Here is a 24,907-nt window from a genome sequence, read left to right on the forward strand (position 1 = left end):
CGAGGGCGTCGGTCATCGCGGGCCGTCGGCGTCGGGGACCAGGCGATCGACGAGTCGCCGGACCGTGGCGCCGACATCCTCGATCCCGAGCGCGTCGGGGAGGGTCAGCCGGTCGAGCATCAGGCCGTCGATCGCCAGGTGCAGGAGCACGATCTCCTCGCGCCCGCCTCGCAGGCCCGCCTGCTGGTGGAAGCCGACGTCGCTGTCGAGGCCGCGGCGGATCGTCGCGGTCAGCGCCTCGCGCACCGCCGGCCGCCGGGTCGCCTCCAGCCGCAGCTCGAACAACGCCAGGTACAGGTCGGACTGGGCCTGGAGCCGTTCGACGAGCTCGCGGACCAGGACCACCAGCCGCTCGTGCGACGGCGGCGCGGCCGCGGCCTCGCGCAGCGCGGCCTCGTCCGGCTCGAGTCGCTCGTAGATCCGCCGCCCGAGCTCCTCGAGCAGCGCGTCGCGGGAGCGGAAGTAGTTCGACGTCGTGCCCGACGGCGCGCCGGCCTCGGCGTCGACCGCCCGATGGGTCAATCCGCGCGCGCCATCGCGGGCGAGGACCGCGAGCGCGGCGTCGGCCAGGACCGCGCGCCGTCCGGGGTTGGGAGCCACGCTTGACAGCCTAGAGCATGACCACTACGTTCGTAGCACTACAAGTGTAGTGAACGAGGATGATGATGCAACTCGAGCGGTTCGCTCCCACCCTGCTGTCGCGCGACGTCGCCGCCACCCGCGACTTCTACGTCACGCGGTTCGGCTTCCGGGCCGAGGTCGACATCGGCTGGTTCGTCAGCCTGCGCCATGACGCCGAGGCCTACGAGCTGTGCCTGGTCGCGGCCGACCACCCGTCGACGCCGGAGCGGTTCCGGCGGCCGTCGGAGGGAGTGATCATCGGCTTCCTGGTCGCCGACGCCAGCGCCGAGGAGGCGCGGCTGCGGGCGGCCGGGACCGAGATCGTCGAGCCGCTGCGCGACGAGCCGTGGGGCCAGCGGCACTTCTACGTCGCCGACCCGGACGGCGTCCTGATCGACGTCGTCCAGCAGACGACGCCGTCGGCTGCCTGGCTGGCCGAGCACGCCGGCATGGCCGGGATCGCGGCGGCCGACGCGCGCTAGGGCGGCCGCCGCGGCGCTCAGCCGGTCAGGACCAGCGGGCGGTGGTCGCGGACGACGATCGTGTGCTCGGCGTGCGCCGAGAGCGAGCCGTCGGCGGTCGCGATCGTCCAGCCGTCGTCGCGGGTCTCCAGGCGGGTCGATCCGGCGGTCAGCATCGGCTCGACGGCGAGCACCAGGCCGTCGTCGAGCGGGCGCCGCAGGCGCGGCATGTCCACGTTGTAGACCGTCGGCTCCTCGTGCAGGGCGCGGCCGATGCCGTGACCGCAGAGCTCGGGGAACGGCAGCGTCCCGTGGCGCTTGGCGGTCCGCTCGGTCGCGCGGCCGATCGCGCCCAGGCGGGCGCCGGTGACCGATGCCGCGAGCGCCTCGCGCAGGCACGCGCCGACGGCCGCCAGCAGCTTGCGGCCGGCCGGGGTCGGACGACCGACGGGGACGGTGATCGCCGCGTCCGCGAGGAACCCGTCGAGCTCCGGCGTCACGTCGATCGTGACCAGGTCGCCCTCGCGCAGGACCCGCGGGCCGGGCACGCCGTGGACGATCTCCTCGTTGACCGAGATGCAGATCGTGCCCGGGAAGCCGTAGGTCGACGCGGGGGCGGAGGTCGCGCCGTGGCGGGCGAAGATCGCGGCCGCCTGCTCGTCGAGCGCGCCGGTCGTGATCCCGGGACGGACCTGCTCGCGCAGCGTCCGCAGGGTCAGCGCGGTCAGCGCGCCGACCCGTTGCATCGCCGCCAGCTCCTCGGTGCCCTCGATCGTCATGGATCGAAGCCTACGGGCTCGGGTCACTCCTCCAGCAGGCGGATCCCGAGCGCGCCGGCGAACGTGCCGGCGCCGGCGAGGATGTCCGACCACGGCATCATCACGCCGCGCAGCTGCTCGAGCGCGCGGGCGCCGTCCAGCTGGCAGTCGCGCATCGTCGTGCGGGCGAAGCGGGCGCTCGTGAAGTCGACCTCGCGCAGGTCGCAGCGGTCGAAGCTGACCTCGTCGGCCTGCACGTCGACGAAGTCGCTGCCGGAGAGCGTGCAGTCGACGAACGAGACCCGCCGCAGCCGGCTGGCGGTCAACGACCCGAGGTCGAAGCGGCAGCCGTCGAAGGTGACGTCGTCGATCGCCCCGGCGGTCCAGCGCAGGCCCGTCAGGCGCACCCGGTGGAAGGCCACGCGACGGGCGCCGCTCTCGCGCAGGTCGACGTTGGCGAGGCTGCCGCCACGCAGCTCGACGTCGTGCAGCGTGAGCCGCGGGAGCACCGCGCCGGTCAGGTCGAGCTGGTTGGCGCGGGCCTCCGCAATCGACGCCGATCGCGCTCGGAACGGCGCCTCGGCCAGGCCCTCGAGCAGCACGCCCTCGAGCCGATCGTCGTCGAGGAGGCCGTGGGCGGGCAGCGTCGTCGGCTCCAGCTCGGCCGGGATCCGGGGCGCGGCCGGGGGCCGGGGAGCCGTCGACGAGGACCGCGAAGCTGCCATCTGCGCGATCCTCACAGGTCCTGCTGTCGCTCGTCGCCAACTCGTCGCTCACCTCCGCCGTCGCCGCCGCCTGGCCGTCGTTCGTGCTCGTCTCCGGGCTGCTGCTGCTCGGCCTGGTGGCGGAGCGGGAGGGGGTGTTCCGGCTTCTCGGCGTGCGGCTGGAGCGGCTGCCGGGCCCGCCGGTGATGCTCGTCGCCTCGTCGCTCGGCGCCGTCGCGGCGGTCACGGCCGTCCTCAACCTCGACACCGCGGTGGTGTTCGTGACGCCGGTGGTGATCCACGCGGCCGTGCACCGCGGCCTCGACCCGCGACCGGTCGCCTACGGCGCCCTGGCGATGGCCAACGCCGCCTCGCTGCTGCTGCCCGGAGCGAACCTGACGAACCTGATCGTGCGCGCCGACGCGCCGTCGTCCGGGGGCAGTTGGATGGTCGACGTCGCGCCCGCGGGCGTCGCGGCGGCCGCGGTCACGCTGGCGATCCTGCTGTTGCTCGACCGTCGAGCCTGGAGCGCGACCGTCGACCGCGGGCGCCCGTCGCAGGCGGAGGCCCGCCCGTTCGCGCGCGGGTCGGCGCTGGCGGTGGGGGCGGCGGTGGCGCTCGCCGGGGCGGCGATCGTGCTGCTGCCGCGGCCGGCGCTGCCGGTGCTGCTGCTCGGTCTGCTCACCGCCGGCGTCGCCGTCGCGCGATCCGAGCTCCGCCCGCGCGACGCGATCCGCGCCCTCGGGCCCGGCGTCCTGATCGGCCTGTTCCTGCTGGTGTGCGCGCTCGGCTGGCTGGCTCGCGAGTGGCAGCTGCCGGGCGAGGCCGTCGCCGGCAGCGGTCCGCTGGCGACCGCGGCGATCGGGGCGCTGGCGGCGGTGCTGCTCAACAACCTGCCGGCGGCGGCGCTGCTCGGGGCGTCGCATCCACCCCATCCCGAGGCGCTCCTGGTCGGCTTGAACCTCGGCCCGAACCTGTTCGTGACTGGGTCGCTCTCGGCCTACCTGTGGTGGCGGGCCTGCTCGGCGACCGGGGTCGCCGTGACGCTCCGCGGGCTGATGGCCCGGGCGCCGGCGACGGTCGCTCCCGCGATTCTGGCGGCCGTCCTGCTGCTGCCGGGATGAGGTCGCCGGGTGGGCCCGGGAGGGGTCGAGATGCAGGCGACCGCGGAGCACGTCAGAATCATCGACCGATGCGTATGACCCGCGTGTTCCCTCTCGCCGCGGCGCTGCTGGCGCTGGGTGCCACCGGCTGCGGCACGTCCTTCGGCAAGGACGAGCCACAGACCGCCGTCCGGGACTTCCTCAGTGAGGCCCTTGCCCAGCAGAACGGCCAGCGTGCCTGCGACTTCCTGACCCAGGAGGCGCAGCAGAAGGTCGCCGCCGCCCAGGGCGTCGGCGGGGCGTGCCGCGACTCGTTCGAGAAGGCGTACCTGACCGACAAGGACGGGATCGTCCAGGACACGGCCGCGGTCAACGACCTCGACTTCTCGACCACGACCGACGGCGACAAGGCCACGGTCGTCGTCAAGGCCGGCGACCGCGAGCTCCGGTTCGAGCTGGAGCACAGCGAGGGCCTGGGCAACCTCTACGAGCCGAAGACGCCGTGGCGGATCGTCGGCGGCGCCGAGCCGCTGGTGACCGGGGCGGCGTGAGCCGCGCGACGGCAGCCGACGGAGGCCCCGGCGCGTCCGGGGCCCACGTCCACGGGCAGCGCCCGGCCGCCGTCATCTTCGACAACGACGGGACGTTCCTCGAGACCGAGGGCGTCTGGTCGCGGGCCGAGGAGACGCTCTTCGCCCGCCGCGGCGTCGACTTCCTGCCCGAGCACAAGCGGCATCTGCTCGGGACCAGCTTCGACGCCGCCTCGCTGAAGCTCGAGGAGTTCCTCGACCACCCCGGCGGCGGCCCGGAGCTGATGGCCGAGCTGATCGAGCTGGTCTACGCCGAGCTGGACGGCGACGTCCCCGCGATGCCGGGCGCGGTCGAGCTGGTGCTGGAGCTGAAGACCCAGCTGGTGCCGGTCGCGATGGCCACCAACGCCGCCCGCGCCTTCGCGACCAAGGCGCTCGACCGGGCCGGGCACGGCGACGTCTTCCCGGTCGTCCTGGCGGTCGAGGACGTGCCGGCGCCGAAGCCCGCGCCCGACCTGTACCTGGCGGCGGCCGCCGCGCTCGGCGTCGACCCGGCGGCCTGCGTCGCGGTCGAGGACAGCCCGACCGGCGTGGCCGCGGCACGGGCCGCCGGCATGACGGTGATCGGCGTCGCCAACCACCCCGGGATCGTCCTCCACGACGCCCACCACGTCCACGCGACGCTCGAGGACCCGGCGATCTGGGCCCTGCTCGGCCTCGCGGCGGGTGGCGTGAGGCGTCCGTAGACGCTTCGGATCCCAGGGGCTGGTGGCGCCAGTTCTGCGCTGACCCCGAGGGGTGGCGCCAATTCGCCCCGCCCACCGCGGCGAACTGACGCCAGCTCGACGTCGGGCCGGCGAAATGACGCCGCCCGCCACCCGCCAACGCGGACGGGGCGACCGATGGCCGCCCCGTCGTTCCTGCTGGCGCCGCTGCCCGCGGCGCGTCCGTCAGTCGTTGCCGAAGATGCTCAGCAGCGTGACGAAGATGTTGTAGATGCCGATGAAGATGCCGGTGGCGATCCAGATGACGTCGTCCTCGGTGGCCCGCTGGCGCAGGACGTTGAAGTAGACGACGATCGCGACGGCGGAGAAGCCGCCGATGGCGATGCTGACGAGGTCGCCGGCGATCCCGCCGCCGCCCCCGAAGATCAGCATGCCCCAGCTGACGGCGACGGCGATCAGGAGGCCGATCGAGATCGGCTTCATCCACGGCGCCAGGTCCTTGGCGACGAGCGATCCGCCGGCGCCGGCGGCGACGACGACCAGCGCGGTGGTGCCGGCGGCCTTGGTGACGGCGTCGGGCTTGACGTCGAGGAAGGTGTGGAGGACCGGGCCCAGGCCCAGGCCCAGCAGCAGCGCCGCGCCGAACAGCACGCCCATCGCGGGCGGGCCGGTGCGCAGGGCGCCGATGAAGTTCGAGGCGAAGAGCAGCGCGATCGCGCCGATCGTGCAGCCCATCGCGGCACCGCGGGACAGCGGCTCCGCGTCACCGGGGCCGCCCCCGAAGTAGGAGCCGAGCACGGTGAACCCGATCGCCACGGCGACCAGGAACATCGTCTGGGCGAGGAGCGCACCGTACGACGCGCGGGTCGCGGTGGCGGTGGGAAGGGAGTAGGTCTCCGGCATGGTGTGGTGGGGGTCGCGCTGGTCGACCCGGGCCGGGAGGGCGTTGCGCCCGTCCCATCCACGGGGCGGTTGACAACGTCGAGGGTAGAGCACGGAGATGCGGATGTGGTGCATCTGCGCCAGAACGGCGGCGATGCGCCAGTGGGCAGGTTGGCGCCTGGACGGATCGCCGAGGGCCGCCGGACGGCTCGCACGGGATCGGCGCGGTCGCCGGTCGAGCCGACGCGCTCTCCGCGTAGGCTTGCGGGGTGCCCCTCGGCTCGCCGTCCCCCGCTTCGCCGCCCCTCGCCGGGGTCAGCGAGGTCTTCGATTCGATCGGCAGCTTCTTCGAGAGCATCGCCAACGTGAACTTCGTGCCGCTGGCGATCGGGCTGGTGTGCTTCGTCGCCTACCTGTCGATCCGCTCGCGAGCGTTCTTCAACGTGCTGCGGGCGGCCTACCCGGCGGAGACGATCCAGTGGCGGCGGATCTGGGGCGCCTACATCGCCGCCTACGGGTTCAACAACGTGATCCCCGCCCGCGGCGGCGACGTGATCAAGGTCTTCCTGGTCAAGACCTCGATCCCGCGCTCGACCTACCCGGCGGTCACCGCGTCGATGATGGTCGAAGCGCTCTTCGACCTCTCGATCGCGATCCCGATCCTGATCTTCGCCTTCACCCAGGGCGTCTTCCCGAAGCCGCCGGACTTCGCCAACCTCGGCGCGTTCGACCTCTCGTTCATCGCCTCGAACCCGCAGCTGACGCTGTTCGTCCTGACCTTCGTGGCCGTCGGGCTGCTGATCCTGTTCGCGGTCCTGTCGGAGCGCGCGCGGCGGTTCTGGTCACGGGTCAAGCAGGGCCTGGTGATCCTCGGCGACCGCCAGCGGTTCTTCCGCGAGGTCTGGCTGGTCTGCTTCACCGGCTACCTCTTCCGGCTGGCCGCCTTCTGGATGCTGCTGGAGGCGTTCCACGTCGGTGGCTCCGTGCGCAACGTGCTGCTCGTGCACGGGATCAACGCGGTCGCGGCGCTGATGCCGTTCACGCCGGGCGGCGCCGGGGTCCAGCAGGCGTTCATGGTCAAGGTCTTCGCCGGCGCCGCGACCGGCGCCACCGTCGCCGCCTACTCGGTCGGCCAGCAGATCGCGATCGCCGCGATCTGCCTCGGCGTCGGCTTCGTCGCCCTGATCAAGATCTTCGGCTTCCGGTCCTTCAAGGAAGTGATCGCGGCCGGCAAGGAGCACCGGACCGCCGAGACCGCGGGTGGCGCGGGGCCGACGTAGACCGGCCGGCGACGCCCGGTCCTGCGGGGCCCGCGGCGAGGCGGGCCGAGGCGAGGCGGGGAATCGCCACTTCGGCGACGTGGTGAGGGCGAGACGACGATCGAGGGCCCCTGGACCGCCGAATCGCCACCTCGCCGCGGAACGTGCAGCGGAATGGCGATTCGCGCGCCTCGCGAGCCCGCGCCGTCCGCCTAGCCGAGGCCCTGGCGCGCCTCGCGCACCAGGGTGACCGCCTCGGGGAAGACGGTCGCCATCAGGCTGCGGATCTGCTGCGCCTGCTCCTCGGCGTTGCCCTGGACGTTGACGCGGCTGATCGCCGCGACCGTCATCTGGACCGCGAGGCCGATCGCGTTGTCCGCCCAGGCCAGCTTCTGCTGGCCCTGCATCTGCTCGGCGAACTCCATCATCCGCTTCTGCAGATCCTCGGGATCGCCGAATAGCCCTCCGAAGCCTTCCATGAGCCGATCGTAGCGGGCGCGCCTCTGCGGTTCCTGAACGGGGCCGGCGGCGATCGCCGGATCGCGGGCGGGCGGCCGGCGGCGGATCAGCCGCCGAGCGTCGCGAGCGCGCGCAGCAGCGCCGGACGGTCGGCCGTCGGCACGGCCGAGAACGCCTCGGCGTCGACGGCCTCGACGGCCGGCAGCGCGGCGGCCAGCTTGGCCCGGCCGGCAGCGGTGAGGTGCAGCCGCCGCGCCCGCGCGTCGCCGGGATCGGGCTCGCGCCGCAGCAGCCCGTCGGCCTCGAGCCGGCGGGCCACCTGGCTGGTCATCATCGTGTCGGTGCCGGCCCGCTCGGCCAGCACGGCCTGGGTCGGTGGCCCCTCGTGCTCCTCGATCCACCAGCTGGTGGTGAGCAGCACGAACTGCACGTGGGTCAGGCCGTGGGGATCGAGCGCCGCGCGGACCCGGCGCTGCCAGGCCAGCGTCGCGCGCCAGAGCAGGAACCCCGGGCTGGCGTCCGGCGTCTCGACCCGCGAGGCCGGGGCGGGGTGGGGCGGCGTCATCGCGCCCGATCATCCCCGTTCCGCTCGGCGAGGGCGACCAGCGCCGCGACGGCTGTCGGGAGACCCTGCTCGATGCTGCTGGCGATCGCGCTCGCGATCGGCTCCGGCGCGTCCACCTCGGCCCGATGGACGACGCGGATCCGGCCGTCCTCCAGCGGCTCGATCCGGTGCTCGAAGCGGACCTCGCCGTCGGGCAGGCCGGTGCGGTCGGCGAACCGTCGCCGGGGCTCGATCGCGGTCAGCGTGAACGCCAGCTCGCCCTGGCCGTGGACGGTCATCGCGCCGGCGCTGCCGGGCGCGAACGGGCCGTCGAGCCGGGCACCGCTGAGGGCATGGTCCCAGCGGGGCCAGTTGGGGACGTCGGCCCACAGGGCCCAGACGGCGGTGGCGGCGGCGGTCGTCTCGACGGCGGTCTCGACGACGGCGGGGCGGGTGGCGGGTGAAGTCATGCGCGCATAATACATGCGCGCATATGAGATGGAAGGGGGTCGGGAGCGCGTTCGCGCCAGATCGCCACGCCAGGCATCCCGCATCGGTGGGACGCGGGCGGCACGGCGATCCGGCACGCTGGGCGTCCCGAATCGCTCAGCCGTCGGCGGGGCGCCGGGCGACCAGCGCCATCGTCCCGCCCCGTCCGAGCAGGCCGGCGACCGCCTCGACGGCCGCGGCGACCGGGATCAGCGGCAGCGCGAGCAGGGTTACCGCGAGCGCTCCGGGGCGCGGGCGCTCGGCCCGCTTGAGCACGTGGAAGAGGTGCGACGTGGTGCCCGTCAGGCGGTTGACCAGCGACTGCCACATCCCGAACGGGTTGTGCTCGAGCAGCAGCTGGTGGATCGCCACGACCTCGAGCCCGCTCGCCTCGGCCAGCCGCCGGAGGCCGTCCGGGGTCAGGTGGACGCGGTGGCGCGGGACGTCGAGGTGGAACCAGCGTCCGCCGCCGAGTCGCGCCTGCCACGAGCCGAGGTTCGGGACGCCCACGACCAGCACCCCGCCGGGACGCAGCCAGCCGCCGATCGTGCGCAGGGCCGGCGCCGGGTCCTCCAGGTGCTCGAGCACGTGCCAGAGCGTCACGGCGTCGAGCGATCCGCTCGCGACCGAGGCGTCGTCGATCATCGCCCGCTCGAGCGTCACGCCGTAGCTGGCCTCCGCGGCCTCGACGCCGCGGGCCGAGGGCTCGATCCCCGCCGCGTCCCAGCCGGCGGCGCGGGCGGCGGCGACGAAGCGGCCGCGTCCGGCGCCGACGTCCAGCAGCCGTCCGCGGGCCGGGTGGTGGCGCGCGACCAGTCGCAGCCGCTGGCGATCGAAGGCGGCCAGGATCGGCCGGGCGGCGCCGGATCCGCGCGGTCGCCGGGTCGCGTAGCTGCCGGCGTCGTGCGCCGCGGCGAAGGTCGGCGGTGGGCCGGCCGAGACGGCGGTGCCGCAGAGCACGCAGCGGCGCAGGTGGACGTCGCCCGGCAGCGAGGGCTCGCCCGAGGGGGCGCTGCGCCACGGCGCCAGCGGTCCGCCGCAGGCCGGGCAGACCCTGGGCGGATCGCCGCTCGAGAGCGTCGGGGGACCGGAATCGGTCGTCGAGCCGGGCATGGGCACGCGGCAACGGTAGCGCCGGTCCGTAGAATGCCCCGCCGTGGCTCGACTCAGTCCCCGACAGCGCGCCTGGCGTGGCCGCTTGGAGGCCTCTCTGCGCCTGACGGCCCCGGTCCTCGACCTGGTCGTCGGAGCGGCGGAGCGGGTCGGTCGCGCCGGTGCCGGGGCCGAGCAGGCCGTCTCGCAGCGCGTCGCTCCGCGATTGCGGCGGATCCGTAACGGAGGTGGCGCATGAGCACCCAGCGACAGCGACCGGTTCGCGTCATCCCCGACGCGCTCGATCCCCAGCAGACCGTCGAGATCGAGAAGCGGTGGCTCCCGCGCGGGGGCGTGCTGGCGATCCTCGCCGGACTGCTGCCGCTGATCGGGATCATCCTCGAGATCGGGGTCAGCCGCGATCGCCCGGACGACGCCGGCCAGGTGGTCTCCGTCGCCGACGCGATCACGCGCTACGCCGCCGGCGACCAGGGTCAGGGGCTGCACGGCATCCAGGCCGGGGTCGCGGCGGTCTACGGCGACCACGCCGCCTCGCTGATCGGCTCGGCGCTGCTCAACGGGCTCGGCGCGCTGCTGCTGGCCCCCCTGCTCTACGGCCTGCTGCGCTCGGCCTACCGCCGTCGCCCGTCGTTCCCGACCTGGTTCCAGTGGCTGCCGGTGGTCGGCGCGGTCGTCTTCGGCATCGGCGGCACCGCCGCGCTGGTCTACGACGCGATCCAGCGCCAGGACTTCTCGAACCTCCCGATCGCCGCCCAGACCAACACCGCGGCGACCGATGCCCTCAACGCCTCGCGCGACGACCTGACCGGGCTGGTGCTGCTCGGCAGCTTCGGGCAGATGTTCGTGGCGGTCGGCATCGGCGCGGCCGCGCTGAGCGCGATGAACGTCGGCCTGCTGACCCGCGTGATGGGGATCGTCGGCGTGATGATCGCCGTCTTCACCGTGCTGCCGATCGTCCAGGGCGCGCCGTTCCTGCGCTCGTTCTGGCTGGTGGCGCTGGGCCTGATCCTGCTCGGTCGCTGGCCGGGCGGCCGTCCGCCGGCCTGGGACGGGGGCGTGCCGCGACCGTGGCCGACCCGCGCCCAGCAGATCGAGGCCGCCGAGCGCGCCCGCGAGGCGAAGGCCTCGGCCGCCGCGGCCGAGAGCCAGCCGGCGCCGACGCCCAAGAGCAGCGGCAGCCGCAAGAAGCGCCGCAAGTAGCGGGCCGGCGCTGCCGTCGGCCGGGCGGCCGGATCCCGGCTAGGACGCGGCGAGCCGCTCGCGGGCCAGCCGGTGGGCGAGCGACATCGGGAACGACGCCTGGCGGAGCGCGGCGTCGGTGGTGACCTCGACGGTCCGCAGCGCGTGCTCGGCGGCGGCCCGGATCTCGTGCGGCTGGTGGCGGCCGCCGAAGCGCCGGGCGAGCGCCAGCAGCAGCCGGATCAGCCGCTGCTCGTGCGCGTCCGGCGGCCGTCGGGCCTCCTCGATCCTGTCGCGGACCAGCTGCTGGACGCGGGCCTCGATCTCGTCGCGGATCCGCCGGACCTCGTCGATCGGCGCGTCCGCCGGGTCGTCGATCGCCCACTCCTCGACCACCCGGGGGACGAAGCTGCAGCGGTCCGCGCAGCCGAGCGTCACGGCCAGGCTGGCGTCCAGCTGCTCCTCGACCGACAGCGGGCGGGGGCGGCGGCGGGAGAGGTCGAGCCCGCGCTCGCGCATCGCCTCGACGACGATCGGGTGGACGCGGTCGCTCGGGCGGGAGCCGGCCGTCTTGGCGCGCACGTCGGCCGGGGCCAGGCGATCGAAGAAGGCCGCAGCCATCTGCGACCGCCCCGCGTTCTTCGTGCAGACGAACAGGACGTGCCTCAAACGGCTTTCGATCGTAGACCCCTGCGAGCGGCGGATGGGGGAACGATTTGGTCATCTGGCCCGTCAGCTGGACGTTCGTCTCGCTTGACGAGTGGCGAGGCGCCACGTTCGGGTCGGTCGGCATTTGGTGTTGGGCCCGTGCCATAGCCTTCGGGCGATGGACGCTCGGTTCCACGACGACGTCGACTTCGCCCTCAGCTGGGTCGTCGACGAGCAGATGGAGCGGGCCTCCCATGCCCTCGTCGACGAGGGCCGGGTCTGGCTGATCGACCCGGTCGGCTGGGAGCCGGCGCTCGAGCGCGTCGTCGAGCTGGGGACGCCGGTGGCCGTCCTGCAGCTGCTCGACCGTCACGCTCGCGACAGCGACGCGATCGCCCGCCGGCTGGGCGTGCCGCTGCTGCGGCTGCCGGACGCGCTGCCGGGAACGCCGTTCGAGGTCGTGCCGCTGGTTCGGCGTCGCTGGTGGCGCGAGAGCGCCCTCTGGTGGCCGCAGCGGCGGGTGCTGGTCGTGCCCGAGTCGGTCGGCAGCGGCTCCTACTTCGCGCTCGGCGACGGGCCGCTCGGCGTCCACCCGATGATGCGGCTGACCCCGCCGACGGCGCTGCGCCCGTTCGATCCCGAGCACCTGCTGGTCGGTCACGGGGCGCCGCTGCACCACGACGCGTCGGCGGCGCTGGCGACGGCGATCGGGCGCTCGCGCAGCGACATCCCGCGCGGGATCGCGCGGCTGCCGAAGCTGCTGCGGGGGTAGCGCTCGTCCGGGCGCGCAGCCGACGCCGCTCACCCGCCGCCCGCCCGCTACGCCACCGGCAGCTTGCGCCCGGGGTTCATGATCCCCGCCGGGTCGAGGGCCGCCTTGACCGCCGCCTGAGCGGCCAGGACCGCGGGGTCGAGGCCGGCCGCGGCCTCGCGCTTGACCAGGCCGATCCCGTGCTCGCCGGTCAGCGCGCCGCCCAGCTCGTGGGCGATCGCGAGCATCTCGTGGGCGGCGTGCTCGGCCCGGGCCAGCGCCGCGGCGTCGGTGCGATCGACGAGGACGGTCGCGTGCAGGTTGCCGTCGCCGGCGTGGCCCCACGACGTGACCTCGACCCCGAGCCGCTCGCCGAGCCGGTCGATCGCGGTCAGCGCCTCGCCGAGCCGATGGGCGGGGACGACGAGGTCCTCGGAGAGCTTGCCGCCGCGGGCCGCGGTCACCGCCAGCGAGACGCCGTCGCGCCAGCGCCAGAGGGCGTCGACGGCGCGCCGCTCGGTCGGGGCGTGGACCCGCAGCGCGTCGGGGGCGATCGCCTCGGCCAGCAGGCGAGCCTCGATCCGGGCCACGTCCACCTGGCCGAGCGCCTCGACCAGGACGCCGAAGCGGGCCCCGTCCGGCAGCCCGCCCGGGAAGCCGGCGGCGCCGGCCGTCAGGGCGAGGCCGTCGAGGAACTCGATCGCGGTCGGGACGACGCCGCTCGCCATCGTCGCCGCGAGCGCGGCCAGCCCGGCCTCGCGATCGGCGTAGACCGCGACCGCCGGCAGCGCCGCCTCGGGCGCGGGCTGCAGCCGCAGCGAGACCTCGGTCACGACCCCGAGCGTGCCCTCGGACCCGCACAGCAGCCCCAGCAGGTCGAGGGTCTCGACGTTCTTGCGGACGGTTCCGCCGAGTCGCACGCGCTGGCCGTCGCCGAGCACCGCCTCGACGCCGGTCAGCCACGAGCGGAGGGGGCCGTAGCGGAACGACCGCGGACCGCCGGCGTTGGTCGCGACGTTGCCGCCGATCAGGCACGACTCCGCCGAGCCCGGGTTGGGGGCCAGGAACAGCCCGGCCTCGAGGCAGCGGCGCTGCACGTCGGCGGTCGTCAGCCCGGCCGGGAAGGTCGCGGTCCAGTCCTCGGGGACGATCTCGCCCGGGCCGGTCAGGCCGTCGGTCGACAGCACGATCGCGGGCGGATCGTCGTCGTCGGCGCCGGCCACCGCGCCGCCGGAGAACCCGGTGCCGCCGCCGCGCGGGACGACCGGCAGGCCGCGCCGCGCGGCCCACGCGATCACCGCGGCGACCTCGTCCGCGGTGCCCGGGCGGACCGCCGCCAGGGCGCGTCCGGCGAGCCCGCGCGACTCGGTCGCGTCGTGCAGCAGCTCGGAGCCCGGTAGCGGCACCGCGACCCGGTCGGCGCCGACCAGGCGGGCGAGATCGCGGGTCAGCGCCTGTTGCTCGGCGGTCGACGGAGGGGCGGTCATCGGGGCGGCTCCTGCGGGTCGTGGTGGTCGCGACGGTCCCCGCGAACGGCCGCCGACGCGGCCCGTCCGGGCGAGGAGCGTGTCGCATGCTAGCCCGTCCAGCCGCTTTGCGCATGTGACATGTTACGTGCTATACCTCGCTCCGCGGAGAGCGGTGGCTGAGGCCAGCGGGCTCCCCGCGCAACGGTACGGCCCGGCCAACGGCGGTCGGGCGGCCACGAGACAACGAGCCGGAGGTGGCGCGCGTGAGCGCCGAGCGCGAGACGATCTTCACCCTCGAAGCGACGCCGATCAAGTTCGGCGCCGGCGCGGTCGGGGACGCGGGCTGGGAGCTGAAGCGACTCGGCGTCCGGCGGGCGATGCTGGTGACCGACCCGACGATCGCGCGGCTCGGCCTGGCCGAGCGCGTGCGGGAGGCGATCGCGGCCGAGGGCATCGAGGTCGTCGTCTACGACCGCAGCCGCGTCGAGCCGACGCTCGAGTCGCTCCAGGACGCGGTCGACGCCGCCCGCGAGGCCCGGGTCGACGGCTTCGTCTCGGTCGGCGGCGGGTCCTCGATCGACACGGCGAAGGTCGCCGCGCTCGTCACCACCCATCCCGCGCCGATCCTCGACTACGTCAACCCGCCGATCGGCGGCGGCCGCAAGCCGCCGAGCCCGCTGCTGCCGCACCTGGCGATCCCGACCACGTCGGGCACCGGTTCCGAGGCGACGACGGTCGCCGTCCTCGACATCCCGGAGCTGCAGGTCAAGAGCGGGATCTCCCACCGCTACATGCGCCCCAGCCAGGGGATCGTCGACCCCGAGCTGACCCGCACGCTGCCCCCGCAGGTGACCTCGTCGACCGGGCTCGACGTCGTCTGCCACGCCGCCGAGAGCTACATCTCGCGGCCGTTCTCGGAGCGCGAGCGGCCGGCGAGCCCCGACGACCGCCCGCCGTACCAGGGCGCCAACCCGGTCGCCGACGTCTGGTCGGCGAAGGCGCTCGAGTACGGCGGCCGCTACCTGCGGCGCGCCGTCGCCGACGCCGACGACACCGAGGCCCGCGGCTTCATGATGCTCGGGGCGACGATGGCGGGCGTCGGCTTCGGCTCCGCCGGCGTCCACATCCCGCACGCCTGCGCCTACCCGATCGCGGGGCTCAAGCACGTCTACCAGCCGCCGGAGTACCCCGACGACCACCCGTTCGTGCCCCACGGCCACTCGGTGATCGTCACCGCCCCGGCCGCCTTCCGCTTCACCTACGACGCCGCGCCCGAGCGTCACCACCACGTCGCCGAGCTGCTTGCCGGCGGCCCGATCGGCGACCGCGGGCCCGAGGTCCTGCCCGAGGTCCTGCGGCAGCTGATGCGCGACGTCGACGCCCCGAGCGGGATCGCCGAGCTGGGCTACGGCGCGGACGACATCCCGACGCTGGTCGAGGGCGCGCTCAAGCAGCAGCGGCTGCTGGCCGTGGCGCCGAAGGTCCCCACGGCCGACGACCTGGCGTCGATCCTGCGCGACTCGCTGCAGGCGATCTGACCACCCCCGAATCCCCCCGGGAGAGCGCGATGACGGACGAGATCCGGCTGTACATGTTCGACGGCGGCACGCTCAAGTGCCACGTCGAGAACATCAAGATGAACCAGGGCCTCGGCGAGCCCTACGAGATCCCCGTGCCCTGGTACGTGATCACCCACCCGAAGGGCAACGTCCTGATCGACGGTGGCAACGCGGCCGAGGCGCGCGAGGACCCGAAGGGCTACTGGGGCCCGGTCTCCGACGTCTACTGGCCGGTCTTCGACGCCGACCAGGCGGTCGTCCCGGCGCTGGCGAAGGTCGGCATCGACCCGGGCAGCATCCGCTGGATCGTCCAGAGCCACCTGCACCTGGACCACACCGGCGCGCTTGCGGCGCTCGACCACTTCCCCAACGCGCGGGTGATGGCCACCCGCACCGAGTACGAGTACGCCCACGCGCCCGACTGGTTCGCGGCCGGCGCCTACATCGACGCCGACTTCAAGAAGCCGGGCGTGCCGTGGACGCTGCTGGAGGAGTCCGACGACGGCTTCGACCTCTTCGGCGACGGCACCCTGCGCCTGTGGCGGACCCCCGGCCACGCGCCCGGTCACCAGTCGTTCGAGGTCACGCTGCCCAAGAGCGGCACCTTCCTGCTGACGATCGACGCGGCCTACACCCGCGACCACTGGGAGGAGCAGGCGCTGCCGGGCTTCGTCGCCTCGGCGGTCGACGCGGTCCGGTCGGTGCAGCGGCTGAAGAGGATCGCCGCGCGGACCGACGCGACCGTCGTGACCGGTCACGACCCCGACGCGTGGTCGACCTTCGAGCACGCCCCGGCCTACTACGACTGAGCCGCGATCCGGCGATCCTCGGTCGGTCGGGAGCGTGCCCGCGCACCACTCGGGATGGGATGCTGCCCCCGTGTCCGGCGAGGTGCCCGCTCCACCGACGTTTCCCGCGCTGTCCGACCCATCGGGCGGGGCCGGGACGCTGACCACGCGGATCGCCGAGCTGATCCGCGACGCGATCGCCGACGGCCGGCTGGTGCCCGGGATGCGACTCTCGGTGCCGCAGCTGGCCGCCCAGCTCGGCGCCTCGCGGACTCCGGTCCGCGAGGCGCTGCTGCTGCTCGCCGACCAGGGGCTGGTCGGGTTCGAGCGCAACCGCGGGGTCCGGATCCTCGAGACGCCGCTGCACGACCTCGAGGAGATCTTCACGCTGCGGCTGCTGCTCGAGGTCCCCGCGACCCGGCGGGCGGCGGCGCTCGCGACGCCCGCCGAGGTCGAGCAGCTGGCCGGCGACCTGGCCGCGATGGGGGTCGAGGCCGGCCGCGACGACGGGACCGCGTTCATGACCGCCGATCGTCGCTTCCACGACCGGCTGCTGCGGATCGCCGGCAACCGCCGGCTGGCCGACCAGGTGGCCAACCTGCGCGACCTGGTGCGGTTCCTCGGCACGTCGACGGTCGGCCGCAGCCGGACGCTCCACACGATCCTCGAGGAGCACGTCGCGATCCTCGACCGGATCCGCGCCGGCGACCCGCCCGGGGCGGCGGCGGCGATGCGCGCGCACCTGCTCTCGACGGCGGGCCTGCTGCTGGCCCAGGAGGGCGGCGGCCGACCGGCGGAGCTGGCGTGGGCGGCGATCGAGGAGCCGACGGGCGGCGGCGAGGACGACGGATGACGACCCGTCCGTCGACCGCCCGACGGCTGCGACACGTCGTCCCGACAGGGCGGGGAGCCCGATCCGTCAGGCTGGACCGAGGGGCGCTGCGCCGGCCGTCCCGGGACCATCACACGGCGACAGGAGACCACCATGGCTGACACCACCTCCACCGAGCTGCCGCTGCGCGTGCCGCCGAAGTCCTTGATCGACGGCGAGTGGACCTCGCTCGACGGCGAGACGTTCGCCGTCACCGACAAGGCCGACGACTCCGAGCTGGTGCACGTCCCGGACGCCAAGCCCGAGGACACCGACGCGATCATGGAGGGCGCCTGGGAGGGCTTCCTGGAGTGGCGCGCGACGCCGCCGCGCGAGCGCGCGAACGCGCTGCGGCGGGCCCACGACCTGGTCGCCGAGCGAGCCGAGGAGATCGCGACGCTGATGTCGCTGGAGATGGGCAAGGCGCTGCCCGACTCCCGCGGCGAGGTCGCGTACGCCAACGGGTTCCTGCTGGAGTACGCCGAGCGGGCGACGCGGATCGAGGGCCGCCACGCGTTCCACGAGACGACCGGCGGGCGGATCCTGACCGAGCGCGATCCGGTTGGTCCGTGCGTGTTCGTGACGCCGTGGAACTTCCCGCTGGCGATGGGCACGCGCAAGATCGCGCCGGCGCTGGCGGCTGGCTGCTCGGTGGTCGTCAAGCCGCCGCACCAGACGCCGCTGACGATGCTGGCGCTGGCGGGCATCCTGCTCGAGGCGGGCGTGCATCCGAAGGCCGTGTCGGTCGTCACGACGACCGACTCGAAGGGCGTGACGTCGAAGCTGATCGACCACCCGCGAACGGCGAAGCTGTCGTTCACCGGGTCGACGCCGGTCGGCCGGTCGCTGGCCGAGCAGGGCGGCCGCAACCTGCTGCGGATGTCGATGGAGCTCGGCGGCAACGCGCCGTTCGTGGTCTTCGACGACGCCGACGTCGACGAGGCGCTCGCGGGCGCGAAGATCGCGAAGTTCCGCAACGGCGGCCAGGCGTGCACGTCGGCCAACCGCTTCGTCGTCCACGAGTCGGTCGCCGAGGAGTTCACCAAGGGCCTGGTCGAGATCGCCAACGGGTTCGTGCTCGGGCCGGGGACCGCGCCGGACACCACGCTCGGCCCGCTGGTCGACGACAACGCGGTCGACAAGGTCCGCGAGCTGGTCGACGACGCGGTCGCCAAGGGCGCGACCGTCGCGGCCGGCGGCAGCGACAAGGCGAACGGCCGCTACTACCCGGCCACGGTCCTGACGGACGTCCCGAAGGACGCGCGGATCCTGAAGGAGGAGGTCTTCGGCCCGGTCGCCCCGATCTCGATCTTCAGGACCGAAGAGGAGGGGATCGCGATGGCCAACGACACCGAGTACGGCCTGGTCGCCTACGCCTTCACCCGCGACGCAGGTCGGCTGCTGCGGGTCTCGCGCACGCTCGAGGCGGGGATGATCGGGATCAACACCGGCCTGGTCTCGAACCCCGCCGCGCCGTTCGGCGGGATCAAGGCGTCCGGGTTCGGACGCGAGGGTGGTCCCGAGGGCCTGGACGAGTACCTGTCGGTCCGCTACGTCGCGATCCCCGACCCCCGCTGAGGCCCGTCGCGACGGGGTCGGCGGCGCGCTGCCCGCCGGCCTCGCTCGCGGGTCGCCCGGGGCCGCGCCGACGAACGGGTGACGGATCGCCGCCGAACGGGTGACGGGCGGCGCCGGGCGCCGTGGCCGCACCCCAGGGCGCCCCGAGGCGGTTGTGGCGAAATCACTGCCACCGCGGCGACCTGATCGGGGAGGCTGGCGCCCATGCCCTCCGCGGACTACGTCATCGTCGGTGCCGGCTCGGCCGGCTGCGTGCTGGCCAACCGCCTCTCGGAGGACCCGTCGACGCGGGTCCTGCTGCTGGAGGCCGGGGGCAAGGACAGCAGCCCGAACGTCAAGATCCCGGCCGCGTTCGCCAACCAGTTCCACACCAAGCTCGACTGGGACTACTCGACCGAGCCCGAGCCGGGCTGCGCGAACCGCCGGCTGTACATCCCGCGCGGCAAGATGCTCGGCGGCTCCAGCTCGATGAACGCGATGCTGTACGTCCGCGGCCGTCCGCTGGACTACGACCTGTGGGAGGCGCAGGGCGCCGCCGGCTGGGGCTGGGACGACGTCCGGCCCTACTTCCTGAAGTCCGAGGACAACAGCCGCGGGGCGAGCGAGCACCACGGGGTCGGCGGCCCGCTGAAGGTCACCGATCCCAAGGATCCGCGACCGCTGAACCAGAAGATCCTCGACTCGTTCGACCGCTCGGGCGTGCCGCGGACCGCCGACTACAACGGGCCCGAGCAGGACGGGGCCACGATGTTCCAGGTCACGCAGCGGAACGGCCGCCGCTGGAGCGCCGCCGACGCCTTCCTGCGCCCGGCGATGAAGCGCCCGAACCTCGAGGTCGTCACCAACGCCCACGTCCAGCGGATCGAGCTCGACGGGACCAAGGCCGTCGGCGTCCGCTACCGCGACAAGAAGGGCGCCGAGCACGTCGCCCACGCCACGCGCGAGGTGATCCTCGCGGCCGGCGCGATCGGCTCGCCGCAGATCCTGATGCTCTCGGGCATCGGCCCCGGGCAGCACCTGCAGGACGTCGGGATCCCGGTCGCCCACGACCTGCCCGGCGTCGGGCGCAACCTCCAGGACCACCCGATGCTGACGGTGCTCTGGGAGGTGACCGATCAAGAGACGCTCTACGGCGCGGACAAGCCGGCGAAGCTGCTGCAGTGGGTCACGCGCCGCAGCGGGCCGCTGACGTCGACCGCGGCCGAGTCGGTGGCCTTCTGGCGCAGCCGGCCCGGCCTGCCCGCCGCCGACATCCAGTTCCACAACGGCGCGCTCTTCTACGAGCAGCACGGCGCGGTCACCTTCGACGGCCACGCGGCGACGATCGTGCCGGTGCTCGTCTCGCCCCGCAGCCGCGGCCAGGTGACGCTGCGCTCGCCCGACGCGGCGGCGGCTCCCGCGATCCTGACCAACTCCCTGACCGAGCGCGAGGACATCGACGCGATGGTGGCCGCGCTCAAGTTCGCCCGCAAGGTCGCGTCGGCCGAGCCGTTCGCGTCGACGATCGTCCGCGAACTGCACCCCGGCCCGGAGACCCAGAGCGACGAGGAGCTGGAGGCGGCGGTCCGCGAGCGGATCGAGCTGATCTACCACCCGGTCGGGACCTGCCGGATCGGGACCGACGCCGACGCGGTCGTCGATCCAGAGCTGCGGGTCCGCGGGATCGAGGGCCTGCGGGTCGCCGACGCGTCCGTCTTCCCGGTGATCCCGGGCGGCAACACCAACGCCCCGACCTACATGGTCGCCGAGCGCGCGGCCGACCTGGTGCGGGGACGGGTGGCGGCGCCGACCGCCGCCGCGTAGCGCGGGCCCGGCGGCGGGCGGGGCGGGGCTGCGGGCGGGGCGGGTGGCGTCAATTGCCCGCGCCCCGCCGGAGGTGGCGTCAATTGCCCGCGCCTTGCGCCGCCAACTGACGCCACCGCTCGTGAGGCGCCGGGAGTTGACGCCACCTGCTGTCCGCCCGCGGCCGCCCGCCCGCCGCCGCGCCGCGGCCCGCCGCCTGCACACCCGCTCAGTGGTGGGCGTGGACGACCGCGTGGCCGCGACCGCGGGCGATCAGCCAGCGGTTGATCGGGACGGTGATCCAGAAGGCGAGGAACAGCGCCGCGGTCAGCGCGCCCCAGAACAGCGGGTCGCCAAGTCCGGCGGCCATCGCCCCGGGGACCACCAGCATGATCAGGTTGTCGATGACCTCCATCGTCGTGATGCTGATGGTGTCGGCGGCGAGCGCCAGGCGGACGACCTCGCGACGGGGCAGGCCGGACCGCAGCAGCGGCAGCGACGTCAGCAGGTAGCCGAAGAAGAACGCCAGCGCGACGGCGAGCGCGATCGAGGCCATGTCGCCCCAGCCGAGCGCGGTGGCGATCGCCAGGCCCAGGACCTCGCCGATCGCGCAGCCGGTCAGGCAGTGCAGCGTCGCCTGGATCGCGGTCCGCGTCAGCGTGGCGCCGTCGGCGGACGCGTGATGGCCGTGGGCGGTCTCGTGGTCGTGGGCTGGGCGGTGCTCGTCGGTGTTCATGCCGGTCCTCCGTTCGGATACCCCTAGGGGGTATAACACAGATCCGTCGCGATCCACCCTTGCATACCAATCGGTATCTGGATACCGTCCGGTACGTGGCGACCGTCGCCGACCGACACTGCTTCCTCTTCGCCGATCTCGTCGGGTTCACGACGCTGACGGCCAACGACGGCGACGACCGCGCGGCCGAGGTCGCCGTCGGCTTCTTCGCCACCGTCCGCGAGCTGCTGCCGGCGCACCACGCGGAAGAGGTCAAGACCCTCGGCGACGGCGTGATGCTGCGCTGCTCCGATCCGGTCCTGGCCACCCGGCTCGGCCTGGCGATCGTCGACCGGCACGAGGACGACAGCGCGCCGCCGGTGCGGGTCGGCATCCACAGCGGTCCCGCGGTCCGCCGCGGCGACGACTGGTACGGGATGACGGTCAACGTCGCCGCCCGCCTGTGCTCGGCCGCCGGCGGGGGCGAGGTCCTCGTCAGCGCGGCGACGGCCGAGGCCTGCGGCGGCGACCTCGCCGGGCTGCGGTTCGGCGACCGCCGCCTGCACTGGCTGAAGAACGTGGACGACCCGGTCCCCGCGCATCCCGTACAGGCCGTCGAGCGGCGACCGGCGAGCATCTGGTGCGACGGTCGGAGCCGGCGCGCAACCCCCTGGCGCAGCGGCACCGGCCGCGGGCGCGCCCGGATCCAAGGAGCGACGACATGAGCACGACCACCAGCCTCCCGCCCGGACCGCGGATGCCGCGGGCCCTCCAGACGACGGGCTTCATCACCCGCGGGCCGTCCTTCCTCAAGCGCTGTCGCGAGCGCTACGGCGACATGTTCACGCTGCGGATCAGCGGCGAGGGCAACTGGGTGATGCTCGCCGACCCCGAGCACGTCAAGCAGGTCTTCACCGGCTCGCCGAAGGTCTTCCACGCCGGCAAGGGCAACCAGATCCTGCTGCCGCTGCTCGGCGACCACTCGGTGCTGCTGCTGGACGAGGACGCGCACATGCGCCAGCGCAAGCTGCTGCTGCCGCCGTTCCACGGCAAGCGGATGGCCGGCTACGGCGAGCTGATGGAGCAGGCCGCCCGCGACGAGATCGCCACCTGGCCGGTCGGCGAGGCGCTGCCGGCCTGGCCGCGGATGCAGAACATCACCCTCGAGGTGATCATGCGGGCGGTCTTCGGCGTCGAGGACGGCGCCCGGCTCGACGAGGTCCGGGCCGTCCTGACCACGCTGCTGGAGCGGGTCACGCACCCGGTGACGATGGCGATGGTGGCGGCGATGGGCCCGCACCGCTTCCGCGAGCTGGGGATCGTCAAGCGGCACCTGGAGCCGGCCGACGAGGTCGTCTTCCGCCTGATCCGCGCCCGCCGCGAGGCCGCTGACCTGGAGCAGCGCGAGGACATCCTGTCGCTGCTGCTGCAAGCGCGCCACGAGGACGGTCGCGCGATGACCGACCAGGAGCTGCGCGACGAGCTGATGACGCTGCTGGTCGCCGGCCACGAGACGACGGCGACCACCCTCGGCTGGGCGCTCGAGCGGCTCGTGCGCCACCCCGACAAGCTGGCGCGGCTGCGCGACGAGGTCCTCGCCGGCGAGGACGCCTACCTGGACGCGGTGGTCACCGAGACGCTGCGGCTGCGCCCGGTGCTGGCGATCGTCGTCCGCGAGCTGCAGGAGGACGTCCAGATCGGGGACCACCTGCTGCCGAAGGGCACGCGGGTCACGCCGTGCATCCAGCTGGTGCACCGGCGGCCCGACGTCTACCCCGATCCGGACGCGTTCCTGCCCGAGCGCTGGCTGGACCAGAAGCCCGGCACCTACACGTGGTTCCCGTTCGGCGGCGGCGTCCGGCGCTGCCTCGGCGCGAGCTTCGCGCTGTTCGAGACCAAGCGCGTCCTGGCCGCGATCGTCGCCGGCGTCGACCTGGTGCCCGAGACGCCGGAGGGCGAGCAGATCCGCCGGCGGGCGATCACCCAGACGCCGGCGCACGGTGCCCGGGTCGTGGTCCGCGCCCACACGCCGAGGGCGGCCGCGACGGCTTCCCCGTCGGAGCCCGCGGTGGCGGGGGCGGGCGGCCGATGAGCGGCGAGCGGTCCGGCGACGGACGCCTGGCGCCGCCCAGTCCGCCGCAGCCGCCCGCGCCGCCGGCCTCGCCGGAGCCGTTCGCCCGCCGGACGCGCAAGCAGCAGCAGGCGCACACCCGCACCTGCCTGCTGCACTCGGCGGCCAAGCTCTTCACCCGCAAGGGGATGCAGCAGGCGTCGATCGACGAGATCGCCCAGGACGCCGGGTTCACGAAGGGCGCGTTCTACGCGAACTTCAAGAACAAGGAGGAGCTGTTCCTGGCGATGCTCGACGAGCGCTTCGCCGAGCGGTTCGAGGAGATCGACCGGGTCGTGCACCAGGACGCCACGATCGAGGACCAGGCGCGCCAGGCCGGCGTCGACTTCATCCGCGCGATCAGGGCCGACGAGCAGTGGTCGCGGCTGTTCTTCGAGTTCGCCGTCTACGCGTCGCGCAACGAGGAGTTCCGCCAGGAGCTGGTCACCCGCCACCGGGCCCTGCGCGCCAAGATCGCCGCGCTCTTCGAGGAGCGGGCGCGCCAGCTCGACTGGACGCCGCCGATCAGCGCCGCCGAGGCCTCGCGGATGACCTTCGCGATGGCCAACGGCGTGGCCCTGGAGCAGCTGCTGGAGCCCGAGGCGAAGTCGGCGGAGCTGTACGGCACGATGCTGACGACGTTCTTCACCGGGCTGCGGGCGACCGAGTCGTAGGCGCTCCGGTCGCCGCCGATCGCTGTGGTGCGCGGGCGAGCTCGGCGATCCCCGCGGCGAAGGGCTCGTCGGCGACGAAGCCGAGCCGCTCAGCCGCCAGGTCGGGGGATGCGAAGACGTGGCGGACGTCACCGAGCCGGTACTCCCCGGTCGTGACCGGCGCCGGGGGGCCGTCGCCGATCGCCGAGCAGAGCGCCTGCGCCAGCTCCCCGACCGTCCGCGGCACGCCCGAGCAGACGTTGAACGCTCCGGACACGGCCCGTTCGGCGGTCAGCGCCAGCAGATTGGCCCGGGCGACGTCCCGCACGTGGACGAAGTCCCGCCGCTGCCCGCCGTCCTCGAACACCCGCGGCGCGCGACCGGCCTCCAATGCGCTGCGGAAGATCGACGCGACCCCGGCGTAGGGCGTGTCGCGTGGCATCCGCGGTCCGTAGACGTTGTGGTAGCGGAGCGCTGTCACCGGAACGCCGGTCTCGCGCGAGAAGGCGGCCGCCAGGTGCTCCTGGTGCAGCTTGGTCGCGGCGTAGACGTTGCGCGGGTCGAGCGGGGCGTCCTCCGGGATCGGCTCCGGGCGGAGCGCTGCCCCGCACTCCGGGCAGGGCGGATCGAAGCGGCCGGCCTCGAGGTCCTCGCGCCTGCGAGCCGGCGGGCGGATCGGGCCGTGGCGCCCGCAGCGGTAGCGCCCCTCCCCGTAGACGACCATGCTCGATGCCAGCACCAGCCGGCCCGCGAATCGCCGGCGCGCCAGCGCCTGCAGCAGGACCGCGGTGCCGCGATCGTTGTGGTGGACGTAGTCGGCGATGTCGTCGATCTCGCTGCCGAGGCCGACCATCGCCGCCTGGTGGCAGACGTGCTCGACCCCCACCAGGGCCGCGGCGACGGTCGCGGGATCGGTGACGTCACCGACCAGCAGCTCGGCCCGGGGGTCCAGGCCCTCGACGCCCGCACCCGCGTCGTGTCCGTGCGCCGCCGGCAGCAGCACGTCGAGCACGCGCACCGCGTGGCCGGCGTCCAGCAGCGCGGCCACGACGTGCGAGCCGATGAACCCGGCGCCTCCGGTGACCAGCAGCATGGAACCCAGCGTAGGGCTCCTGGAGCCCCGCGCCGCCAGCGTTCATCGACCTGTAATCGACCG

General features: G+C 74.1%; 27 protein-coding genes. 15 read left to right on the plus strand and 12 right to left on the minus strand.

Going from position 1 to position 24,907, the window contains the following annotated elements; genetic code table 11:
- Positions 1 to 12: 12 nt before the first annotated feature.
- Entirely contained in the window at positions 13 to 600 is a 588-nt protein-coding gene (locus PAI11_RS01920) for a TetR/AcrR family transcriptional regulator (protein WP_007570280.1), read from the minus strand.
- Positions 601 to 659: 59 nt separating this feature from the next.
- On the opposite strand from PAI11_RS01920, the gene PAI11_RS01925 reads away from it, so the two are divergent.
- Positions 660 to 1,103: a VOC family protein gene (locus PAI11_RS01925; protein WP_081488198.1), complete on the plus strand. Its 444-nt coding sequence runs from the start codon at positions 660 to 662 to the stop codon at positions 1,101 to 1,103.
- Positions 1,104 to 1,120: 17 nt separating this feature from the next.
- On the opposite strand, the gene map is transcribed toward PAI11_RS01925, so the two are convergent.
- Together map and PAI11_RS23745 are read right to left on the minus strand one after the other, a co-directional pair.
- A complete protein-coding gene (gene map / locus PAI11_RS01930; protein ID WP_007570282.1) occupies positions 1,121 to 1,861 on the minus strand; it encodes a type I methionyl aminopeptidase in 741 nt (246 codons plus the stop codon).
- Between the two features lie 23 nt (positions 1,862 to 1,884).
- Positions 1,885 to 2,565: a pentapeptide repeat-containing protein gene (locus PAI11_RS23745; protein ID WP_007570283.1), complete on the minus strand. Its 681-nt coding sequence runs from the start codon at positions 2,563 to 2,565 to the stop codon at positions 1,885 to 1,887.
- A 23-nt stretch (positions 2,566 to 2,588) separates the two neighbouring features.
- Between PAI11_RS23745 and PAI11_RS01940 the strand changes: the two genes are divergently transcribed.
- From PAI11_RS01940 to PAI11_RS01950, 3 genes are all read left to right on the plus strand, one after another.
- Positions 2,589 to 3,668 carry an SLC13 family permease gene (locus PAI11_RS01940; protein WP_341871724.1) on the plus strand — a complete coding sequence of 360 codons (1,080 nt, stop codon included), beginning with the start codon at positions 2,589 to 2,591 and terminating at the stop codon, positions 3,666 to 3,668.
- An 83-nt stretch (positions 3,669 to 3,751) separates the two neighbouring features.
- Positions 3,752 to 4,198 carry a hypothetical protein gene (locus PAI11_RS01945; protein WP_007570285.1) on the plus strand — a complete coding sequence of 149 codons (447 nt, stop codon included), beginning with the start codon at positions 3,752 to 3,754 and terminating at the stop codon, positions 4,196 to 4,198.
- A complete protein-coding gene (locus PAI11_RS01950; RefSeq protein ID WP_007570288.1) occupies positions 4,195 to 4,923 on the plus strand; it encodes an HAD family hydrolase in 729 nt (242 codons plus the stop codon). The genes PAI11_RS01945 and PAI11_RS01950 overlap by 4 nt, the downstream gene beginning before the upstream one ends.
- Before the next feature lie 204 nt (positions 4,924 to 5,127).
- On the opposite strand, the gene PAI11_RS01955 is transcribed toward PAI11_RS01950, so the two are convergent.
- The gene (locus tag PAI11_RS01955) at positions 5,128 to 5,805 is read right to left on the minus strand and encodes a Bax inhibitor-1 family protein (RefSeq protein ID WP_007570289.1); all 678 of its coding nucleotides are present in this window, start codon (positions 5,803 to 5,805) and stop codon (positions 5,128 to 5,130) included.
- A gap of 248 nt (positions 5,806 to 6,053) precedes the next feature.
- Here PAI11_RS01955 and PAI11_RS01960 point away from each other — a divergent pair, with 248 nt between their 5' ends.
- The gene (locus PAI11_RS01960; RefSeq protein ID WP_007570291.1) at positions 6,054 to 7,064 is read left to right on the plus strand and encodes a lysylphosphatidylglycerol synthase transmembrane domain-containing protein; all 1,011 of its coding nucleotides are present in this window, start codon (positions 6,054 to 6,056) and stop codon (positions 7,062 to 7,064) included.
- 191 nt (positions 7,065 to 7,255) lie between these two features.
- Here PAI11_RS01960 and PAI11_RS01965 read toward each other — a convergent pair whose 3' ends face one another.
- The 4 genes from PAI11_RS01965 to PAI11_RS23750 all read right to left on the minus strand — a co-directional run bounded on the left by PAI11_RS01965 (position 7,256) and on the right by PAI11_RS23750 (position 9,648).
- Positions 7,256 to 7,522 carry a hypothetical protein gene (locus tag PAI11_RS01965; RefSeq protein ID WP_007570294.1) on the minus strand — a complete coding sequence of 89 codons (267 nt, stop codon included), beginning with the start codon at positions 7,520 to 7,522 and terminating at the stop codon, positions 7,256 to 7,258.
- Positions 7,523 to 7,608: 86 nt separating this feature from the next.
- Complete coding sequence (locus tag PAI11_RS01970; protein WP_007570295.1) at positions 7,609 to 8,067, minus strand: MarR family winged helix-turn-helix transcriptional regulator; 459 nt, start codon at positions 8,065 to 8,067, stop codon at positions 7,609 to 7,611.
- Positions 8,064 to 8,516, minus strand: a complete 453-nt coding sequence (locus PAI11_RS01975; RefSeq protein ID WP_007570297.1) for an SRPBCC family protein — start codon at positions 8,514 to 8,516, stop codon at positions 8,064 to 8,066. Before PAI11_RS01975 ends, PAI11_RS01970 begins: the two co-directional genes overlap by 4 nt.
- Positions 8,517 to 8,652: 136 nt before the next feature.
- Positions 8,653 to 9,648: a class I SAM-dependent methyltransferase gene (locus tag PAI11_RS23750; RefSeq protein WP_007570300.1), complete on the minus strand. Its 996-nt coding sequence runs from the start codon at positions 9,646 to 9,648 to the stop codon at positions 8,653 to 8,655.
- Positions 9,649 to 9,882: 234 nt separating this feature from the next.
- On the opposite strand from PAI11_RS23750, the gene PAI11_RS01985 reads away from it, so the two are divergent.
- Positions 9,883 to 10,848 (plus strand): hypothetical protein, encoded by a 966-nt coding sequence (locus PAI11_RS01985; RefSeq protein WP_007570303.1) that lies wholly within the window; start codon positions 9,883 to 9,885, stop codon positions 10,846 to 10,848.
- Between the two features lie 39 nt (positions 10,849 to 10,887).
- Here PAI11_RS01985 and PAI11_RS27725 read toward each other — a convergent pair whose 3' ends face one another.
- Complete coding sequence (locus tag PAI11_RS27725) at positions 10,888 to 11,496, minus strand: arsenate reductase/protein-tyrosine-phosphatase family protein (protein ID WP_007570305.1); 609 nt, start codon at positions 11,494 to 11,496, stop codon at positions 10,888 to 10,890.
- Between the two features lie 157 nt (positions 11,497 to 11,653).
- Here PAI11_RS27725 and PAI11_RS01995 point away from each other — a divergent pair, with 157 nt between their 5' ends.
- Positions 11,654 to 12,247: a hypothetical protein gene (locus PAI11_RS01995; RefSeq protein WP_007570307.1), complete on the plus strand. Its 594-nt coding sequence runs from the start codon at positions 11,654 to 11,656 to the stop codon at positions 12,245 to 12,247.
- 47 nt (positions 12,248 to 12,294) lie between these two features.
- Here the strand turns inward: PAI11_RS01995 and PAI11_RS02000 are convergent, their stop codons facing one another.
- Positions 12,295 to 13,713, minus strand: a complete 1,419-nt coding sequence (locus PAI11_RS02000; RefSeq protein ID WP_007570309.1) for an FAD-binding oxidoreductase — start codon at positions 13,711 to 13,713, stop codon at positions 12,295 to 12,297.
- A gap of 245 nt (positions 13,714 to 13,958) precedes the next feature.
- On the opposite strand from PAI11_RS02000, the gene PAI11_RS02005 reads away from it, so the two are divergent.
- The 5 genes from PAI11_RS02005 (at position 13,959) to PAI11_RS02025 (ending at position 20,294) form a co-directional block, all read left to right on the plus strand.
- Entirely contained in the window at positions 13,959 to 15,233 is a 1,275-nt protein-coding gene (locus PAI11_RS02005; RefSeq protein WP_007570310.1) for a hydroxyacid-oxoacid transhydrogenase, read from the plus strand.
- 29 nt (positions 15,234 to 15,262) lie between these two features.
- Positions 15,263 to 16,063 (plus strand): AttM family quorum-quenching N-acyl homoserine lactonase, encoded by an 801-nt coding sequence (gene attM / locus PAI11_RS02010; protein WP_007570312.1) that lies wholly within the window; start codon positions 15,263 to 15,265, stop codon positions 16,061 to 16,063.
- 70 nt (positions 16,064 to 16,133) lie between these two features.
- On the plus strand, positions 16,134 to 16,895 hold the full coding sequence (locus tag PAI11_RS02015; protein WP_007570313.1) for a GntR family transcriptional regulator: 762 nt from the start codon (positions 16,134 to 16,136) through the stop codon (positions 16,893 to 16,895).
- Positions 16,896 to 17,027: 132 nt separating this feature from the next.
- A complete protein-coding gene (locus PAI11_RS02020; protein ID WP_007570315.1) occupies positions 17,028 to 18,491 on the plus strand; it encodes an NAD-dependent succinate-semialdehyde dehydrogenase in 1,464 nt (487 codons plus the stop codon).
- Between the two features lie 204 nt (positions 18,492 to 18,695).
- Positions 18,696 to 20,294: a GMC family oxidoreductase gene (locus PAI11_RS02025; protein ID WP_007570317.1), complete on the plus strand. Its 1,599-nt coding sequence runs from the start codon at positions 18,696 to 18,698 to the stop codon at positions 20,292 to 20,294.
- Positions 20,295 to 20,502: 208 nt separating this feature from the next.
- Here the strand turns inward: PAI11_RS02025 and PAI11_RS02030 are convergent, their stop codons facing one another.
- Positions 20,503 to 21,009, minus strand: coding sequence for a DUF4396 domain-containing protein (locus PAI11_RS02030; protein ID WP_007570319.1), 507 nt, complete (start codon positions 21,007 to 21,009; stop codon positions 20,503 to 20,505).
- 95 nt (positions 21,010 to 21,104) lie between these two features.
- On the opposite strand from PAI11_RS02030, the gene PAI11_RS23760 reads away from it, so the two are divergent.
- The 3 genes from PAI11_RS23760 to PAI11_RS23765 are packed head-to-tail and all read left to right on the plus strand — an operon-like array spanning position 21,105 to position 23,772.
- Complete coding sequence (locus PAI11_RS23760) at positions 21,105 to 21,713, plus strand: adenylate/guanylate cyclase domain-containing protein (protein ID WP_007570321.1); 609 nt, start codon at positions 21,105 to 21,107, stop codon at positions 21,711 to 21,713.
- Positions 21,710 to 23,080: a cytochrome P450 gene (locus PAI11_RS02040; protein WP_007570323.1), complete on the plus strand. Its 1,371-nt coding sequence runs from the start codon at positions 21,710 to 21,712 to the stop codon at positions 23,078 to 23,080. Before PAI11_RS23760 ends, PAI11_RS02040 begins: the two co-directional genes overlap by 4 nt.
- Positions 23,077 to 23,772, plus strand: a complete 696-nt coding sequence (locus PAI11_RS23765; RefSeq protein WP_007570325.1) for a TetR/AcrR family transcriptional regulator — start codon at positions 23,077 to 23,079, stop codon at positions 23,770 to 23,772. Before PAI11_RS02040 ends, PAI11_RS23765 begins: the two co-directional genes overlap by 4 nt.
- On the opposite strand, the gene PAI11_RS02050 is transcribed toward PAI11_RS23765, so the two are convergent.
- Positions 23,744 to 24,844, minus strand: a complete 1,101-nt coding sequence (locus tag PAI11_RS02050; RefSeq protein ID WP_007570327.1) for an NAD-dependent epimerase/dehydratase family protein — start codon at positions 24,842 to 24,844, stop codon at positions 23,744 to 23,746. The two genes, PAI11_RS23765 and PAI11_RS02050, sit on opposite strands and share 29 nt — an antisense overlap.
- Between the last annotated feature and the right edge of the window lie 63 nt (positions 24,845 to 24,907).

It is taken from the genome of Patulibacter medicamentivorans (assembly GCF_000240225.1).
GTDB classification, from domain to species: domain Bacteria; phylum Actinomycetota; class Thermoleophilia; order Solirubrobacterales; family Solirubrobacteraceae; genus Patulibacter; species Patulibacter medicamentivorans.

Coding starts and splice junctions, on each gene's coding strand:
- PAI11_RS01955 (WP_007570289.1), bottom strand. CDS start 5,805: ATGCCGGAGACCTACTCCCTTCCCACCGCCACCGCGACCCGCGCGTCG.
- PAI11_RS01925 (WP_081488198.1), top strand. CDS start 660: ATGATGATGCAACTCGAGCGGTTCGCTCCCACCCTGCTGTCGCGCGAC.
- PAI11_RS01995 (WP_007570307.1), top strand. CDS start 11,654: ATGGACGCTCGGTTCCACGACGACGTCGACTTCGCCCTCAGCTGGGTC.
- PAI11_RS02050 (WP_007570327.1), bottom strand. CDS start 24,844: ATGCTGCTGGTCACCGGAGGCGCCGGGTTCATCGGCTCGCACGTCGTG.
- PAI11_RS01975 (WP_007570297.1), bottom strand. CDS start 8,516: ATGACTTCACCCGCCACCCGCCCCGCCGTCGTCGAGACCGCCGTCGAG.
- PAI11_RS02030 (WP_007570319.1), bottom strand. CDS start 21,009: ATGAACACCGACGAGCACCGCCCAGCCCACGACCACGAGACCGCCCAC.
- PAI11_RS01970 (WP_007570295.1), bottom strand. CDS start 8,067: ATGACGCCGCCCCACCCCGCCCCGGCCTCGCGGGTCGAGACGCCGGAC.
- PAI11_RS02040 (WP_007570323.1), top strand. CDS start 21,710: ATGAGCACGACCACCAGCCTCCCGCCCGGACCGCGGATGCCGCGGGCC.
- map (WP_007570282.1), bottom strand. CDS start 1,861: ATGACGATCGAGGGCACCGAGGAGCTGGCGGCGATGCAACGGGTCGGC.
- PAI11_RS02025 (WP_007570317.1), top strand. CDS start 18,696: ATGCCCTCCGCGGACTACGTCATCGTCGGTGCCGGCTCGGCCGGCTGC.
- attM (WP_007570312.1), top strand. CDS start 15,263: ATGACGGACGAGATCCGGCTGTACATGTTCGACGGCGGCACGCTCAAG.
- PAI11_RS23765 (WP_007570325.1), top strand. CDS start 23,077: ATGAGCGGCGAGCGGTCCGGCGACGGACGCCTGGCGCCGCCCAGTCCG.
- PAI11_RS01965 (WP_007570294.1), bottom strand. CDS start 7,522: ATGGAAGGCTTCGGAGGGCTATTCGGCGATCCCGAGGATCTGCAGAAG.
- PAI11_RS23750 (WP_007570300.1), bottom strand. CDS start 9,648: ATGCCCGGCTCGACGACCGATTCCGGTCCCCCGACGCTCTCGAGCGGC.
- PAI11_RS23745 (WP_007570283.1), bottom strand. CDS start 2,565: ATGGCAGCTTCGCGGTCCTCGTCGACGGCTCCCCGGCCCCCGGCCGCG.
- PAI11_RS02000 (WP_007570309.1), bottom strand. CDS start 13,713: ATGACCGCCCCTCCGTCGACCGCCGAGCAACAGGCGCTGACCCGCGAT.
- PAI11_RS01985 (WP_007570303.1), top strand. CDS start 9,883: ATGAGCACCCAGCGACAGCGACCGGTTCGCGTCATCCCCGACGCGCTC.
- PAI11_RS02020 (WP_007570315.1), top strand. CDS start 17,028: ATGGCTGACACCACCTCCACCGAGCTGCCGCTGCGCGTGCCGCCGAAG.